The organism is Elizabethkingia miricola, from assembly GCF_001675285.1.
Lineage (GTDB): Bacteria > Bacteroidota > Bacteroidia > Flavobacteriales > Weeksellaceae > Elizabethkingia > Elizabethkingia miricola.
Genome location: NZ_LSGQ01000030.1, coordinates 351,956 through 369,311, shown reverse-complemented (window position 1 = coordinate 369,311; position 17,356 = coordinate 351,956). Strand labels below are relative to the sequence as shown.

Genomic DNA, 17,356 nt, shown 5'->3' with positions numbered 1-17,356 from the left:
CGTATTATTACTTCAAATTTTTCAGCATGGCGAACAGCTTACAAGGAAGAAAAGTATTAGTGGGCGTTACAGGCGGTATTGCTGCCTATAAAATCCATTTTCTGATAAGAGAACTGGTGAAAAACGGTGCAGAAGTGCAGGTGATTATGACGGAGGATGCACACCGGTTTGTTACACCTCTCAGTCTTTCAACCTTATCCAGGAATCCGGTATATACAGATTTTTATAATACAGAAGGAACCTGGAACAATCATGTTGATTTAGCACTATGGGCAGATGTAATGCTTATTGCTCCATGTACAGCCAATACACTGGCAAAGATGGCTACAGGATTATGTGACAATCTTTTACAGGCAACATATCTTTCAGCTAAATGTCCTGTTTTTGTAGCTCCTGCAATGGATTTGGATATGTATGCACATCCTACAACAACTGAAAATCTGAAAAAGATTGAGGGCTTTGGAAACCGGATTATTCCGGCTGAAGAAGGTGAGCTTGCAAGTGGTCTTACGGGGTTAGGCAGAATGGCTGAACCAGAAACTATATTCAGACATTTACAACAATTCTTTAGTACAGAGAATTCAAAGTCTCTGCTGAAAGGCAAGAAAGTACTGATTACAGCAGGGCCAACCTTTGAACCAATAGATCCTGTCCGTTTTATTGGAAATCATTCTTCCGGAAAAATGGGGTTTGCATTGGCAGAGGCCGCTGCAGACAGAGGTGCTGAAGTTATTCTCATAACCGGACCAAGCAGTCTGCATACTACTCATCCCGATATTTCATTGCATGCTGTAATCTCAGCGAAAGAGATGCTGGAAAAAGTATTTGAATATTATGAGAACGTGGATGTAGCCATTATGAGTGCTGCTGTTGCTGATTATACACCCAAATACTATTCGGATCAGAAGATCAAAAAGAAGGAACAGGACTTTATGATAGAGCTTGTGAAAAACCCCGATATTCTGAAGACAATGGGCGAAAAGAAAAGCCACCAGTTATTAGTAGGTTTTGCACTGGAAACTCAAAATGAAGTAGAATATGCTAAATCTAAATTGGTACAGAAGAATCTGGATCTTATTATACTGAATTCACTTCAGGATTCCGGAGCAGGATTTAAGAGAGATACCAATAAGATCAGTATTTTCACAAAAGAAGGAGAAAGTAAGGTATTCGACCTTAAAAAGAAGACTGAAGTAGCAGAGGACATCCTAAACGTAGTAGAAGAAAAATTACACTAAATAAATAGCGTAAACGAAGGAAAAATGTTATCTAAAATATTCATTCAGAATTTTGCATTGATCGATAGGCTGGAGGTAGACCTTCATAAGGGGCTACTGGTGATTACCGGAGAAACTGGAGCCGGTAAATCGATTATTCTTGGTGCACTGCGCCTAATGATGGGCGAAAGGGCAGATCTGAAGTCAATTGCCGATGCTGAAAAGAAAAGTATCGTTGAAGGAACTTTTGTACTGGATGAAGCGAAGTTTAAAAGCTTTTTTGAAGATAATGATCTTGACTTTGAGAAAGAAACACTTATACGCAGAGAAATTGCACCTGCCGGTAAATCGAGAGCTTTTGTTAATGATATTCCGGTTACATTATCTGTATTGCAAGAGCTTTCTGAAAGACTTATAGATATTCATTCGCAGTTTGAAACTTCTAATCTTTTTTCAGAAACATACCAGTTTGGAATAATCGACGGACTGGCAAAAAATCAGAAATTATTAGCCGACTATCAGTCGGAATTTAAAATTTATACACAGGCAAAAGCCAAGCTTCTGCAGTTAGAAAAACGCTTAGCGGAAGGTAATAAAGAGGCAGATTACCATCAATATCTTTTACAGGAGCTGGAGGAAGCACAACTGGATCAGTTGAATCTGGATGAACTTAAGAATGAACTTTCTGCACAAGAAAATGCAGAGACTATTATAGAACAGTTATCACAGACTTATCAGCTTTTGCAGCAGGATGAAGCCGGAGTACTTACTATTCTGAACGAAACTAAAGCAAAACTTTCAAAGATTACAGGATATTCTGAGAATTATGAACAACTTTCAGAGCGAATCCAGAGTTTGTATTTTGAACTAAAAGACATAGCGGATTCCTGTGAAAACGAACTTGAAAAAGTACAAATGAATCCTGAAGCTCTTGCAGAGCTTAATACCAGACTCAATCTGGTAAATACTTTATTAATCAAGCATCAGGTACAGACTGTGGAAGAACTTGTTAGTATCCGTGATGAGTATGCTAAAGAGCAAAATCTTGCAGAAAATCTTGAGGAGCATATCAAAGAGCAGCTTCTGTATATAGAACAACAAAAGACGAAACTCAAAAAAATAGCAGCGGAACTTACTAAAAACAGAAAGTCCGGGGCTAAAATATTTGTTGAGAAAAGCCAGCATATTTTACAGCGCCTTGGTTTGGAAAAGGCCAGGATGGAAGTAGATTTAAGTGAAGATCCTGAATTTAATGAATATGGTAGTGATACCATTCAGCTTTTATTTCAAGCTAATACCGGTTTTCCGATGAAACCTGTTCATACAGCTATTTCTGGAGGAGAAAGATCCCGTGTAATGCTTGCTGTTAAAAAGATTATGGCTGAAAATTCTGAACTGCCAACCCTGATTCTGGACGAAATAGATACCGGAGTTTCCGGACGTGTAGCCGAAGAAATTGGAAAATTAATGCATGAGATGGGGCAGGATATGCAGCTTATTGTTATCACCCACCTGGCTCAGGTTGCTGCTAAAGGAGATTACAATTATAAAGTAATGAAATCCGAAGTAGGAGGAAAAACACAGTCTACCATTATTCCTCTGAATCAGGACGAAAAGCTACAGGAAATTGCCCAATTGCTTAGTGGTAGCAAGATTACAGAAGCAGCAATAGAACAGGCAAAAGAACTGATGCTGTAGTTTCGTTTTCCGAAAACTGGCAACGTTGCAGGGTTTTCTCTATTTTTGTACGAATTAATACCCATGAAAAATACTATTCTATTTACTTTCTTATTACTAGGACTATGCTCCTATGCACAGGAGATTGAAGTTAAAAATCTGAAAAAGCACGTTTATTTTTTGGCTAGTGACCGAATGAAGGGCCGTGGAACAGGGAGCAAACAAAATCAAGAAGCCGCAAAATACATCACTTCACAATTTAAAAAATATAAACTGGAGCCTTTAGGAGTAAATGGTTATTATCAGGACTTTGAGGCTAAAGTCAGAAAAGTTAAAGTTACCGATAGCATCCGACCTGCCAGAAATGTGATTGGCTTTTTAGATAATAATGCGGCTAAAACCGTTGTTATTGGGGCTCACTATGACCATCTTGGAGAAGGAAAACAGGGAAGCTCTTTGGCAAAAGACAGCTATGGTATGATACACAATGGTGCAGATGACAATGCTTCGGGTGTTGCCGGATTATTGGAATTAGCACGTGTTTATAGCCAAAATAAAATAAAAGAGCCAGTGAATTTTCTGTTTATTGCTTTCGGAGCAGAAGAGTTAGGATTGGTAGGTTCACGGTATTTTGTAAAGCACCCAACATATGACCTTAGTAAAGTGCTTTGGATGCTGAATATGGATATGATTGGAAGGTTGAATAAAGAAAGAGGCGTTTCTGTTATTGGCTACGGAACATCAACAGAATTTGAGACTATTTTCAAAGAAATAGATCCTAATAAGTTTGTGAAATTCTATACGGGCTATGAAGGACGTGGCGGATCGGATCAGACATCTTTCTATGAAAAAGATATTCCTGTTCTGTTTTTCCATACTGGCGGACACGACGACTATCATAAACCTACGGATGATGCCGATAAGGTTGATTATGAATCTCTAAAAGGTATTCTGGAACTAGAGAAAGCTGTTGTTGATGGTAGCTTTAACGTGGGTTCTATGCCTTTCAGAAATACAGATCAGAAAAAATAAATTTTTGTAACATTTCTTGCAAATCATGAACTAATTAGATAAAGCTAATTAACATGTTTGCAAAACTAATTCGTCTGGAATTTAAAAGTTTTTTCAGAAGTCCGCAGTTAGGAGCCGGTATCCTGATGAAGATTGGTATGTTCTTCATCTTCGCCTATATGGCATTAATATTCTTCGGAGGAGCATTTGCCTTATTTTTTGGTGCCAGGAAAGAGGGAGTCAATCCATTGATCCTTTTCAGTAGATTTTTTCTCGTATACTGGGTACTGGATCTGTTGCTTAAATATTTCATGCAACAGCTGCCAGCCAATAATATAAAGCCATTACTTACCCTTAATATTCCCAAGAATAAAATTACAAGCTATACTCTGGTAAAGATTCTTTTGTCATTCTTTACATGGGTGTTTTTGTTGTTTATGCTTCCGTTTACAGTATTGCTTTTAGTGGATGGCGGTTTTAGTATATTATCGGTACTGGCGGTGTTTATTTCTGTAGTAGCACTTATCTTTTCCAATGCCTTTATCAATACATTCATCAATAAGAATAATACACTGTTGTATTCCATTTTTGCAGTTATTATTGTATTAGGCGGATTACATTATTTCAAGATTATTGATGTATTGAATATTTCCGAAACACTAATCTATTCTGTATATCAGAAATGGTGGTTGTTTTTTATTCCTTTGCTTCTGGTTCTTGTTTTAGGTAAAATGGCTTTTAGCTTTATTAAACAGAATCTTTATCTGGATAAAGGTTTGGAAATGAAGAAGACGGTCGGAAAAACAGAAAATATTGAATACCTAAACCGTTTTGGTGCTATAGGAACTTTTATTAATAATGATATTAAACTTATTAAAAGAAGTAAAGCTGCCAGAAGTGCACTTATTGGTGGTTTTCTGTTCTTATTTTACGGATTGCTTATTTTTAATAAAGGGTATTCCCATAGCTTTATGCAGGTATTTCTTGGGATTTTTGTTACCGGTGGGTTCAATTTAATGTTCGGACAAAGAGTTCCGGCATGGGATAGTTCCTATTATCCACTGATGATGACACAGAATGTTCCGTATAAAGAGTATCTGAAGGCTAAATGGTGGCTTTTCGTTATTGTTACAGCTGTTTCTATGGTATTGGCGACTTTCTACGTTTTCTTCACAAGTTGGGAGTTCTATTTCACCATATTTGCGGCAGGTCTGTATAACTTGGGTGTTAACTCTTACCTTACTTTATTAGCCGGTGCCTATAATAAAAAACCGATTGATTTAAATTCAGCTTCAAAAGGATTCACTGCAGGACAAAATAATTTTAATATAAAGATTCTGATCATTATTATCCCGCAGATGTTGGTTCCGATGGCGGTATTCGGGATTGTAAAATACTTTGCCGGAATGTCTGCAGCAGTAATCAGTTTAGGTATTCTTGGGCTTATTGGATTCCTTTTAAGAGATAAGATTTTTGATCAGATCGTGAAGATCTATAGGTCCGAAAAGTATTCTACACTTGCAGCCTTCAAAAAGGTAGACTAACAATATTATACAGTTTAACGAATAACTATAAATTAATATCCAAATTCAATAAAATGATTTCAATTCAAAATATATCAAAAGTTTACGGTGCCAATAAAGTTTTAAATATCCATGAGCTTAGCATTCCCAAAGGTGAGACATTCGGACTGGTAGGAAATAACGGTGCCGGAAAAACTACTTTATTCAGTGTACTATTAGATCTTATAGCTCCTTCATCGGGATTTATCAGTATTGATAATATTAAAGTTAACGAATCTGAAGCCTGGAAAACAAAGCTTAGTGCTTTTATAGATGAAAGCTTCCTTATTGGCTATCTTACACCAGAAGAGTATTTTTATTTTCTGGGAGAATTGAGAGGGCAGAACAGGGCTAGCGTAGACGAATTTCTGAAGCAATTTTCGGATCTGTTTAATGGAGAAATTCTGAATGCCGGAAAATATATCCGGGATCTTTCTAAAGGGAATATGAAGAAAGTTGGTATTGTAGGTGCATTGATAGGTAATCCGGAAATTATTGTATTGGACGAGCCTTTTGCCAATCTGGATCCTTCTACACAGATTAAACTGAAAAACCTGATCAGAAACTGGTCACAGGATGCTAATGTTACATTTCTTATTTCCAGTCACGACCTTTCCCATACAACGGAGGTTTGCAACAGAATTGTGATTCTGAATAAAGGTGAAGTAGTAAGAGATATACAAACCAATCCGGAGACATTGCAGGATCTGGAGAAATATTTTGCAGATCAGATTGTATCGTGAAATTTAAACTGTAAATAGATATAAAATTGGCCTCAAAATTATTGAGGCCAATTTTATTATTCCTTAGTGTCTTGTATGGATAATCAAAAAGACAAACTAATTACAGGATTTATATACTGTTTCCAGATAGGTTCTGATATTATTCTCCATCTCTGAAGGATAAGGATAATTGAGCGCTTCTGCTAAATTCTTCCCAAGCTCTCCAGCTATATCTGTCATACTAAAAAGAGCTTTCCAGTTTTCTTCAATATTGCTTCCGGAAAAAGTTTGTTCAGTTTTAGACCAGAGATCTTGTGACAGATATTTTTTGAAAAGCCTTCCGTGTTTATTGGTTGTAATGTCCCAATTGTGCTGATTTGCAATATGCCATTCCAATAGCGGAACCAGATATTCCGTTCTGAGGATATTTTCCGATACAAATTTAGCATAGAAAATATCTCCGCGCGCCAGACATTTTGCGACATAGGTACAGTCCCACCAAAAATCTGTGAATAGTTTTGTAAAATCTTTTTCATCTGGTTTTTTGATGATTGAAATCCGATGTGTCGGAGGTTTCATATTTTGGGTAATACCATCTTTATCCAGCAATATTTTATATCCTATGTCCCAGTCTTCGGGAAGCTCCTCATGTTGTATTTCCTGTAGAAAAGAAGACTTACGATAAAGCTTGAAATCCACCTTTACAGTATCTTCATACAAAACCATTTTCATGGCATGTATCCCATTGAAACAGCTTTCATCTTCTTCAATCATAGAAATTGGCTTGCCAAAAAGATTCAGCCATTTACGATCTGCAATATAAGCTTGGTTGTCTTCAAATATAAGCTCTACATCCAGGTCACTGAAATCGTCGACCGGAGCTAAAGGATTTACAAGAGAGCTGGTCAGTATAACTGCCCTGATATCTTCATTTCCATTAGCCCAGTCTATTATTTCCCGGAGCTTTTCATCCCGAATTTTCATGAGTCTATTGAATGATAAAACAAATTAACCTTATTTCAGGCTGCCCACCATATCCTCTGGTTTCACCCATTCATCAAACATTTCAGCTGTTACAAGTCCCAGATTGATAGCCTCCTCTTTCAGTGTTGTACCGTTTTTGTGAGCTGTTTTAGCAATTTTAGCAGCATTTTCGTAACCGATATGCGTATTCAGTGCTGTAACCAACATCAGTGATTTGTCTACCAGTTCTTTTATTCGTGGTTCATTAGGTTCGATGCCTACTGCACAATGGTCGTTGAAAGAAATACAGGTATCAGCAATAAGCTGTGCTGATTGCAGGAAGTTATAGGCCATTACAGGTTTGAAAACATTCAGTTCATAATTTCCCTGTGTTCCGGCAAATGAAATGGTTGTGTCATTTCCTAAGACCTGTGCACAAACCATTGTCATAGCTTCATTTTGTGTTGGATTTACTTTTCCAGGCATAATAGAAGATCCTGGTTCGTTTTCCGGGATATAGATTTCTCCGATTCCGGATCTTGGGCCGGAAGCCAGCATACGGATATCCTGTGCTATTTTGAATAAAGATACAGCAAGTTGCTTTAGTGCACCGTGGGATTCAACAATAGCATCATGAGCTGCAAGAGCCTCAAATTTGTTTTCCGCAGTTATAAAAGGCAGTCCGGTAAACTTAGCAATATATTCTGCTACTTTTACATCGTAGCCCTGTGGAGTGTTTAGCCCTGTTCCCACGGCTGTTCCGCCTAGCGCCAGCTCTGCTAAATGCGGTAATGTATTTTTTAGTGCTTTTAAACCAAATTCCAGTTGAGCCACATAACCGGAAAATTCCTGCCCCAGCGTAAGTGGAGTAGCATCCATTAGGTGTGTTCTCCCAATCTTTACGATGTTTTTAAAAGCTTCCGATTTTGCTTTTAGTGTATTCTTTAATGTTTCAACAGCCGGAATAGTATGTTCTACAACCTTTTTATATGCTGCAATATGCATAGCTGTAGGATAGGTGTCGTTAGAAGACTGAGACTTGTTTACATCATCATTTGGATGTACTTCTGATTTGTCTCCCAATTGCCCACCATTGTTTACATGTGCTTTGTTGGAAACAACCTCGTTAACATTCATATTCGATTGGGTACCTGATCCTGTTTGCCAGATCACAAGCGGAAACTGATCAAAAAGCTTTCCTTCAAGGATCTCATCACAAACCTGAGAAATCATATCCCGTTTATCAGAAGGAAGGACTCTCAGATCTGTATTTGCATAAGCTGCAGCCTTCTTCAGATAAGCAAAAGCTTCTATAATTTCATGAGGCATGGAAGCCTCTGGTCCGATTTTAAAATTATTTCGGGAACGTTCTGTCTGTGCTCCCCAAAATTTGTCAGCGGGTACCTTTACCTCGCCCATTGTGTCGTGTTCGGTTCTGTAAATCATTGTGATCTAATTTTTTATAAAGTTAGCTAAAGAACAGATTTTATGCAATTGATAATAATCATGATTTATAAAATAATACTGTACGAAATTTTGTGTTTATAATATTGATTATTATTGTATTAAGTGTTTATTTGCAATCTGATTCCGAAGACATATTCCCGAGAAAGTAAGGCCACTACCAAAACCGGCCAATACAATAAGATCTCCTGGTTGTAGTTTTCTGTCTTTTATACCATTATACCAGGCTATGGGAATAGACGCTGCAGAAGTGTTTCCGTAGTCTGTAACACTTTGCAGACATTTTTCTTTTGGAAACCCAAGCTCTTCACATACATTTTCCAGTATTCTTATATTGGCACTATGCGGAATCATCCATGTTATATCCTGCAAAGAGAGTTTATTCTTTTCCAGTAATCTCAGGATTTCTACAGGTAATGTGGATACAGCCCACTTGAAAACCGTTCTTCCGTTTTGGTGTATTTTTCCGTCATTTACAACGTTTTCTCCGTTTATGGAGGCATGTCCTTCCGATTTGTAGAGTTCCTTGCCATATGATCCGTCTGTGATAGTCGTTGAAGAGAAAAGTTGCTTCTGCTCCGACGCTTCTACTATCACTGCTCCGGCTCCGTCGCCAAAAAGAATGCAGGTTGTTCGGTCTGTAAAATCACAAATTTTGGATAATGTTTCGGCACCGGCTACCAGAATTTTTTTATAACTGCCAGAAGCTATAAGACCCTGAGCCATAATAATACCATATACAAATCCTGCGCAGCCTGCGGAAATATCAACACAACCCGCCTGCGGAATATTGAATCTGTCCTGAATTTTACTGGCAACACTTGGAAATTGCTGATCCGGCGTGCTGGTTGCTATAATAATGAAATCGATATCTGTGAGGCCTTTTTTATACTCCTTCTCCAGATTTTCAATGGCCTTGATACATAAATCGCTCGTATACTCATTTTCCTTAATGAAGTATCTTGTTTTGATACCAGTTCTGCTCGTAATCCATTCATCACTGGTTTCAATAATCTCTTCGAAATACTGATTGGTGATTTTGTTTTCAGGGATGTATATCCCGATCGATTCAATAGTTGCTTCCATGATTTTATCTTTAAATTTTATAACATACCAATCGGTATGTTGATGGTTAAAAAATTTTTAAATACGTATTTGTTCTATAATGCTGCTGTCGATATGGTCATTCATATGAGTCAGAAAGCTTTTATCATCTTTTGTAATTGCCATGAATACGGCTCCCTCTGTCATGGCATAAATAACCATTGATATTTTGTCAACATCTGTATGGGCTTTAATTTCCCTTTTAAGAACACCAGACTTGATGATCTCAGAAATACTCCGGATGAAAATTTTTGATATCTTCTGGGCTTCATCAAACAGTACTTTATTATTAAACTGAGCGTCTACACCAAGATTTAGCATTGGGCAACCACCAATTTCTCTTGCAAAATCAAAATAATCGGTTCTAAAATATTCAGTAATAGCCTTAAGCTTCTCTATGCTGTTTTCTTTTGATGCTATCTTTTGTCTTAAAGGCTTAATAATCTTCTCTATATTGAAATGAAAAGCTTTAATGGCAAGATCCTCCTTATTCTTAAAATAGAAATATACAGCCCCTTTAGTAAGGCTGGTGGCTTTAGTAATTTCTGATAATGAAGTGGCGGTATATCCTTTCTTATTAAATACAGGAGCTACCTTTTCAATAATATATTCAGGCGTTTCTTTCATAACACGTTACAAATATAGAAATCTTTTCTTATTTCACATACCAGTCGGTATGTTTGGTTTTCCTAAATAGATTTCATCCAATTTATAACCATTATAAATATCGATAAAATCGAGTGATTTTACTCATGTTGGAGATAGTACAGCTTTCATTATTCTTATTTTTACGACTCTAATTTTTCAGAAAAATATTAAAAATGGAATTTCAGTATCAGGAACCATTTCCTATTCTAAAAGACGACACACAATACAAAAAATTGACTTCCGACTATGTAAAGGTTGAGAAGTTAGGTGAAAGAGAAATTGTAACTGTTGATCCTAAAGGACTGGAACTTTTAGCAGAAGAAGCATTAAAAGATGTTTCATTCATGCTTCGTTCAACTCATTTACAGAAGCTTAAAAATATTATCGATGATCCTGAAGCGACAGACAATGACCGCTTTGTGGCTTATAACCTTTTACAGAATGCATCTGTAGCGGTAAAGGGGGCACTTCCTTCTTGCCAGGATACCGGAACAGCAATATGTGTTGCCAAAAAAGGAGAGAACGTTTATACAGGAGCAAACGATGCTGAGTGGATTTCCAAAGGAATTTATAATACTTACCAGAATCAGAATCTTAGATATTCTCAGGTAGTTCCGTTAACGATGTTCGATGAAAAGAATTCTGGATCTAATCTTCCGGCACAGATTGATATTTATGCAGAAGAAGGAGATGCTTATAAATTCTTATTTCTTGCAAAAGGAGGAGGTTCTGCTAATAAGACCTTCCTTTACCAGAAGACAAAATCATTATTGAATGATAAATCTCTGGAAGAATTTGTTAAAGAAAGAATCATGGATCTTGGTACAGCGGCATGCCCACCGTATCACCTGGCTTTAGTAATCGGAGGTACGTCTGCAGAAGCTAACCTTGCAGCAGTGAAGAAAGCTAGTGCAGGATATTATGATAACCTTCCGACTGAAGGAAACATTGGTGGTCAGGCATTCCGTGATTTGGAATGGGAGAAGAGAGTACAAAAGATTTGTCAGGAAAGTGCTATCGGAGCACAGTTTGGTGGTAAATATCTTACACACGATGTACGTGTAATCCGTTTACCTCGCCATGCAGCTTCTTGTCCTGTTGGTATGGGCGTTTCTTGTTCTGCTGACAGAAATATCAAAGGAAAAATCACCAAAGATGGGATTTTCCTTGAGCAACTAGAAGTAAGCCCTGAAAAATTCTTACCAGAAACAGCACCACATCTGGAAGAACCCGTAACGATTAATCTGAACAGACCAATGAATGAAGTATTGGCTGAGCTATCAAAATACCCGATTAAAACTAGATTAAAACTAAATGGTACTTTAATCGTAGCAAGAGATATTGCCCATGCTAAGATCAAAGAATTATTAGATAGTGGCAAACCAATGCCGGAATATTTCAAAAACCACCCGATCTATTATGCAGGGCCTGCAAAAACGCCTCAGGGAATGGCTTCAGGAAGCTTTGGCCCAACAACGGCAGGAAGAATGGATGTTTATGTAGACGAGTTCCAGGCAAACGGCGGAAGTATGGTAATGCTGGCAAAAGGGAACAGAAGTAAAGATGTAACAGATGCATGCGCAAAACATGGTGGTTTCTATCTTGGTTCTATTGGTGGTCCTGCAGCAGTTTTGGCAAAAGAAAACATCAAATCTGTTGAGGTTGTAGACTTCGAAGAGCTGGGAATGGAGGCCGTAAGAAAGATTGAAGTAGTAGATTTCCCTGCATTCATTATTACCGATGATAAAGGAAATGATTTCTTCGCAAACCTTGCCCACTAGTTCTATATAAAATGAGTATAAATTAAAAATAGACGTTTAAATCCTTTGCTAAAAAGTAAAAAAAACCTATTTTTGCCCTATAAAATATTTGAGAAATGATTTTATCATCTTTTTATCCATTCTATCAGTTCCTTTGGACAGTGTATTTCTTTACAATGTTCTTGGCTGGTTTCTGGTGTATCTTTATGTTCGCAACATATATTGTTCCGCTTTGGTTAACAGAAGGTTTGTTAGAATACTTCGGAAAGAAGAACAAAAACTTTGATCCTGAAGAAGTAAGATACAAGAAGCTATATGAGCAGGAAGGTGTTGAGGTAATCTACCAAAGACCTGCAGGTGAGCGCCCAGCGCATGGACATCACGCACACTAGTTTAAAGCAAAACTATATAAAGAAAATCCGTTCCTCTTCTGAGGAACGGATTTTTGTTTTTTTAATGTAAAAATCCGCTGTTTTTTACTTTTTTCTTGTCTCCTGAAAATCCGTATCTTTGCAGCCTAAAATTCTATTATGTCAAAGAGTTTAATTCCGAAGCTGGAAGCTATAAAACAAAGATATAACGAAGTCGCTGATTTGATCATTCAGCCGGATGTTATCTCAGATCAGAAAAGATATTCTTCTTTAAATAAAGAATACAGTGATCTGGGGAAAATCGTTAAGGTTTATGATCAGTACAAATCGGCTTTAGATACGATAAAAGAGTCCGACGAAATTATTGCTGACGGATCAGATAAAGATTTGTCCGATTTGGCTAAAATGGAGAAGCTTGAAGCTCAGGAAAAAATTCCGGGTTTTGAAGAAGAACTGAAAGTATTACTAATCCCGAAAGATCCTGCTGATGATAAAAACATCATTGTAGAATTACGTGCAGGTACAGGTGGAGACGAGGCTGCTATTTTTGTGGAGGATATCTACAGAATGTATTCTATGTACTTTAAAACCAAAGGTTGGAGACATGAGGTAACCGATTCTAACGAAGCTACTAAAGGCTATAAGGAATTGATTATGAAAGTTGAAGGGGAAGGTGTTTATGGTATTATGAAGTTTGAGTCCGGAGTTCACCGTGTACAACGTGTACCGGAAACCGAGTCTCAAGGACGTGTTCATACCTCTGCTATTACTATTGCAGTTCTTCCGGAAGCTGAAGAGGTGGATGTGGAAATTAACCCTGCAGATATCGAAATGCAGACTTCCCGTTCAGGAGGTGCCGGTGGACAGAACGTTAACAAGGTAGAAACAAAAGTACAGTTAACACATAAGCCATCAGGAATCGTAGTTGTATGTCAGCAGGCTCGTTCTCAGTTAGCTAACCGTGAATTGGCAATGGAAATGCTTCGTGCAAAACTATATGATATCAAACTTCAGGAAGTGGTAGGTGATATTGCAGCACAGCGTAAGACGATGGTATCTACAGGAGACCGTTCTGCTAAGATTAAAACTTACAATTATCCTCAGGGTAGGGTTACAGATCACCGTATTAATAAATCGATCTATAACCTTGATGCTTATATGAATGGAGATATTGGTGAGATGATCGATGCTGTAATCATGGCAGAAAATGCTGAAAAAATGAAAGGAGAAGAAGAAGGCTTCTAAAAATATACTTTTCGAATAAAGATTAAGTGGGCTTTGAAGCCCGCTTTTTTTGTATTCAATTTATACTTAAGTATGTTATTTTTTTTATTCGGAGAAATATTGTATCTATGTAGTTCACCAATATATGATATATTATGAAAAAAATTAACAGAAAAGAACTGAGCAGTATTGTTGGCGGAGATCTTAGTGATCAACAAGGACATTGCCTTATTGATGGAAAATTACGCCCTTGGCCATGCAACAGAAGATGTCCAAACGGATTAATTCCATTATGCCCATTTACTGAGGACTAAAAGATTAAACGGACTATAGAGTCCGTTTTTTACTTGATACTAATATTTTTGCCATATGACAAAAATATTGTATCTATGTAATTCACCAAATAAAGATTTAATATGAAAAAAATTACTAGAAAAAACTTAAGTAATATCCTTGGTGGAAAGGATAATATAGAATTTAGACAAGGCTATTGTATTATCAATGGAACAAAATATCCTTGGGATTGCAATCAAAGGTGCCTAAATGGAACAATACCATTGTGCCCTCCTATCGAGGAATAAGAAATTTAAACGGACTTAAAAGTCCGTTTTTTTTGATTTACTGTCTGACTTTCAGCGAAATGATTCTTTTAGGCTTGAATAAGTTATTAAGTGGTAAAACATATCCGGTAATCTGAACGTGTATTGGTAATATTTTTTAAATTTACGGGCATAAACTTCATGAAATGAGAAGACCCATAACGACGCCGAAACCTGATTTTGATATTAAGCCTTCAGCATTTGAAAATTATAATTTTGAGAAGGACGGACTTCAGATGAAGACTTCGTATTCTGCAGACGATGCCCGGGCTTTGATTGATAAAGAATATTCGGCAGGGATTGCTCCTTATCTCAGAGGGCCATATACAACAATGTATGTTCAGAAACCTTGGACAATCAGGCAATATGCAGGATTCTCTACTGCAGAAGAATCCAATGCATTTTACCGTAGAAATCTGGCAGCAGGTCAAAAAGGCCTTTCTGTAGCATTCGATCTTGCAACGCACAGAGGATATGACTCGGATCATACAAGAGTTGTTGGTGATGTTGGAAAAGCCGGAGTAGCGATAGATTCGGTAGAAGATATGAAGATCCTCTTCAATGAAATTCCTTTGGATCAGATTTCCGTTTCCATGACTATGAACGGTGCTGTACTGCCAATTTTAGCATTTTATATTGTAGCCGCAGAAGAGCAAGGAGTAAATCAGGAACTCCTTTCGGGAACCATCCAGAATGATATTCTGAAAGAGTTTATGGTAAGGAATACCTATATCTATCCACCAGCGCCTTCTATGAAGATTATTGCCGATATATTCGAATATACTTCACAAAATATCCCTAAGTTCAATTCTATTTCTATTTCAGGCTACCACATGCAGGAAGCAGGAGCCACACCTGTTTTGGAAATGGCTTATACATTGGCTGACGGGTTAGAGTATGTAAGAACCGGAATTCAGGCCGGAATGAATATCGATGATTTTGCCCCACGCTTATCATTCTTTTGGGCTATTGGTATGAATCATTTTATGGAGATTGCCAAAATGCGTGCGGCCAGATATATCTGGTCCGAGCTGATTGCACAGTTCAAACCTCAAAATTCAAAATCTCTTGCTCTAAGAACGCATTCCCAGACTTCGGGATGGAGCTTGACAGAACAAGAACCGTTTAATAATATTACCCGTACTGCTATAGAAGCTTTGTCCTCAGCATTAGGCGGAACACAATCTTTGCATACCAATGCACTGGATGAGGCTATTGCCTTGCCTACAGATTATTCTGCTAAAATTGCCAGAAATACACAGATTATATTGCAGCAGGAAAGCAAAATATGTGATGTAGTAGATCCAATGGGGGGAAGCTATCTTGTAGAAAGTCTTACCCAACAGATGATTGATGAAGCCATGAAGTATATTGAAGAGGTAGAGAAAGAAGGTGGGATGACTAAGGCTATTGAAGCCGGAATTCCAAAAATGAGAATTGAGGAGGCAGCTGCTAAAAAGCAGGCAAAGATTGACAGTAGTGAAGAATTTATCATCGGAGTAAACAGCTTCAGAACTCAGCAGAAGCAACCACAATTTGAAATTCTGGATATTGATAATTCATTGGTACGCCAGAAACAGATTGAAAGGCTGAATAGCATAAAATCTGGGAGAGATAATAAGGCCGTAGAGCAAATTCTCGATGAGATTAAAGAATGTGCAAAAACGGGTAAGGGCAATCTTCTCGCACTGAGTATAGAAGCTGCAAGAAGAAGAGCTACTTTAGGAGAAATTTCTGATGCTCTGGAAGGGGAATTCGGAAGGTATAAAGCACAAATAAAAACCATTCAGGGAGTTTACGCTATGAATGCATCTAAAAATGAATACTTTGCTAAAGCCGTTGAGCTGACGCAAAAGTTTGAAGAATACGAAGGACGCAGACCGCGTTTAATGGTTGTGAAAATGGGGCAGGATGGTCACGACAGGGGTGCAAAGGTAGTAGCTACAGCTTTTGCAGATATGGGCTTTGATGTGGACGTTGCACCATTATTCCAGACACCGGAAGAAGTAGCGAAACAGGCAGTGGAAAATGATATTCATATTCTGGGAGTTTCCTCACTTGCTGCAGGGCATAAAACGCTGGTTCCGCAGGTAGTGGAAGAATTGAAAAAATTAGGTGCTGAAGATATTACCATTGTTGTAGGCGGTGTTATCCCACAACAGGATTATGAATTCTTATACGCAAACGGAGCAGATCATATATTTGGGCCGGGAACAAACCTGCCGCAATGTGCATGTGAGATTCTGGAGAAACTGATTGCTGCGGAATAATTGATAATCAGATATGAAAAAAAGATTATTAATACTGATTTTAGTAAGTTTACTCTGTTATTTAGCCGGAGGTTATTTACAGAATATTTACGGATTAGATCCTCCTTATATTTTTTATTGGTCAGGGTTTGTGCTGAGAATTTTAGCAATACTTCTTGTACTGACAACTCTTATTGTATACGGGATATCTTTTGTAAAGAATAGAAAGTAATATATCAAAATAAAAGAGCTGCTCTAAGTAAGGGCAGCTCTTTTATTATTTTTAGTTCTGTTTTTTTGCATTTGTGCTTACATAAGCAAGAACCCAGTTTTTCTCTTCATCGGTTAATTTAGCTTTTGGAGCCATCTGATCCATAATAGGCTTCCATTTCTCCGCTGTATGATCTTCAGGTTTTGGAAGATCATGACATTTACCGCATCTGGTTTCAAAAAGATTTTTAGCAGCTGCGAATTGTTGTTCGGTTAGCTTGTAAACCGGTTTTCCAGTACTGGCGGTGCCTTGTGTCCGTGTGCTGCATGAAAATATAAACAACATTAGTCCACCTGCTATCAGTGTCTTTTTCATATCTTATTATTTATTAATTAGTTATTTAAATGTACAGGTTTTAGCCTTAAAATTGCCTGATAAAGCCTGTACGACACGCATTTGTTATTTAGTCTGAATAAAAAATTAAGAAGTATAGCAGCTGACAATAAAAAAATATATTGGTTTTTATAAAAATTAATATATTTGCAGCTCAAAATAAAGTTTAACCATTTAAAAA

General features: G+C 37.4%; 15 protein-coding genes. 10 read left to right on the top strand and 5 right to left on the bottom strand.

From position 1 onward, the window contains the following. Window positions 1-26 precede the first annotated feature (26 nt). From coaBC to ATE49_RS16125, 5 genes are all read left to right on the top strand, one after another. Window positions 27-1,238, top strand: a complete 1,212-nt coding sequence (coaBC, locus tag ATE49_RS16145; protein WP_065082952.1) for a bifunctional phosphopantothenoylcysteine decarboxylase/phosphopantothenate--cysteine ligase CoaBC — start codon at window positions 27-29, stop codon at window positions 1,236-1,238. Window positions 1,239-1,262: 24 nt separating this feature from the next. Next, window positions 1,263-2,915 (top strand): DNA repair protein RecN, encoded by a 1,653-nt coding sequence (recN, locus tag ATE49_RS16140; RefSeq protein WP_065082951.1) that lies wholly within the window; start codon window positions 1,263-1,265, stop codon window positions 2,913-2,915. Between the two features lie 63 nt (window positions 2,916-2,978). Continuing rightward, window positions 2,979-3,926, top strand: coding sequence for a M20/M25/M40 family metallo-hydrolase (locus ATE49_RS16135; protein ID WP_045182899.1), 948 nt, complete (start codon window positions 2,979-2,981; stop codon window positions 3,924-3,926). 53 nt (window positions 3,927-3,979) lie between these two features. Continuing rightward, window positions 3,980-5,449 carry a DUF5687 family protein gene (locus ATE49_RS16130; RefSeq protein ID WP_034871769.1) on the top strand — a complete coding sequence of 490 codons (1,470 nt, stop codon included), beginning with the start codon at window positions 3,980-3,982 and terminating at the stop codon, window positions 5,447-5,449. A 53-nt stretch (window positions 5,450-5,502) separates the two neighbouring features. Beyond that, on the top strand, window positions 5,503-6,210 hold the full coding sequence (locus ATE49_RS16125) for an ABC transporter ATP-binding protein (RefSeq protein ID WP_034871768.1): 708 nt from the start codon (window positions 5,503-5,505) through the stop codon (window positions 6,208-6,210). A 96-nt stretch (window positions 6,211-6,306) separates the two neighbouring features. Here ATE49_RS16125 and ATE49_RS16120 read toward each other — a convergent pair whose 3' ends face one another. The 4 genes from ATE49_RS16120 to ATE49_RS16105 all read right to left on the bottom strand — a co-directional run bounded on the left by ATE49_RS16120 (window position 6,307) and on the right by ATE49_RS16105 (window position 10,347). Then, a complete protein-coding gene (locus ATE49_RS16120; RefSeq protein WP_065082950.1) occupies window positions 6,307-7,173 on the bottom strand; it encodes an AadS family aminoglycoside 6-adenylyltransferase in 867 nt (288 codons plus the stop codon). 30 nt (window positions 7,174-7,203) lie between these two features. Further along, on the bottom strand, window positions 7,204-8,598 hold the full coding sequence (fumC, locus tag ATE49_RS16115) for a class II fumarate hydratase (protein ID WP_065082949.1): 1,395 nt from the start codon (window positions 8,596-8,598) through the stop codon (window positions 7,204-7,206). Window positions 8,599-8,709: 111 nt separating this feature from the next. Next, the gene (locus ATE49_RS16110; RefSeq protein WP_065082948.1) at window positions 8,710-9,702 is read right to left on the bottom strand and encodes a ketoacyl-ACP synthase III; all 993 of its coding nucleotides are present in this window, start codon (window positions 9,700-9,702) and stop codon (window positions 8,710-8,712) included. A gap of 57 nt (window positions 9,703-9,759) precedes the next feature. Then, window positions 9,760-10,347: a TetR/AcrR family transcriptional regulator gene (locus ATE49_RS16105; RefSeq protein WP_045182907.1), complete on the bottom strand. Its 588-nt coding sequence runs from the start codon at window positions 10,345-10,347 to the stop codon at window positions 9,760-9,762. Between the two features lie 194 nt (window positions 10,348-10,541). Between ATE49_RS16105 and ATE49_RS16100 the strand changes: the two genes are divergently transcribed. From ATE49_RS16100 to scpA, 5 genes are all read left to right on the top strand, one after another. Further along, on the top strand, window positions 10,542-12,149 hold the full coding sequence (locus tag ATE49_RS16100) for a fumarate hydratase (protein WP_045182908.1): 1,608 nt from the start codon (window positions 10,542-10,544) through the stop codon (window positions 12,147-12,149). A 95-nt stretch (window positions 12,150-12,244) separates the two neighbouring features. Next, window positions 12,245-12,520 carry a hypothetical protein gene (locus ATE49_RS16095; protein ID WP_034871762.1) on the top strand — a complete coding sequence of 92 codons (276 nt, stop codon included), beginning with the start codon at window positions 12,245-12,247 and terminating at the stop codon, window positions 12,518-12,520. Between the two features lie 138 nt (window positions 12,521-12,658). Then, window positions 12,659-13,744, top strand: coding sequence for a peptide chain release factor 1 (prfA, locus tag ATE49_RS16090; RefSeq protein WP_024567866.1), 1,086 nt, complete (start codon window positions 12,659-12,661; stop codon window positions 13,742-13,744). 134 nt (window positions 13,745-13,878) lie between these two features. Continuing rightward, window positions 13,879-14,037 carry a hypothetical protein gene (locus tag ATE49_RS20400; RefSeq protein WP_169817119.1) on the top strand — a complete coding sequence of 53 codons (159 nt, stop codon included), beginning with the start codon at window positions 13,879-13,881 and terminating at the stop codon, window positions 14,035-14,037. A 431-nt stretch (window positions 14,038-14,468) separates the two neighbouring features. Continuing rightward, window positions 14,469-16,592: a methylmalonyl-CoA mutase gene (gene scpA, locus ATE49_RS16085; protein ID WP_034871761.1), complete on the top strand. Its 2,124-nt coding sequence runs from the start codon at window positions 14,469-14,471 to the stop codon at window positions 16,590-16,592. A gap of 262 nt (window positions 16,593-16,854) precedes the next feature. On the opposite strand, the gene ATE49_RS16075 is transcribed toward scpA, so the two are convergent. Next, window positions 16,855-17,157, bottom strand: a complete 303-nt coding sequence (locus tag ATE49_RS16075) for a hypothetical protein (protein WP_034871759.1) — start codon at window positions 17,155-17,157, stop codon at window positions 16,855-16,857. Between the last annotated feature and the right edge of the window lie 199 nt (window positions 17,158-17,356).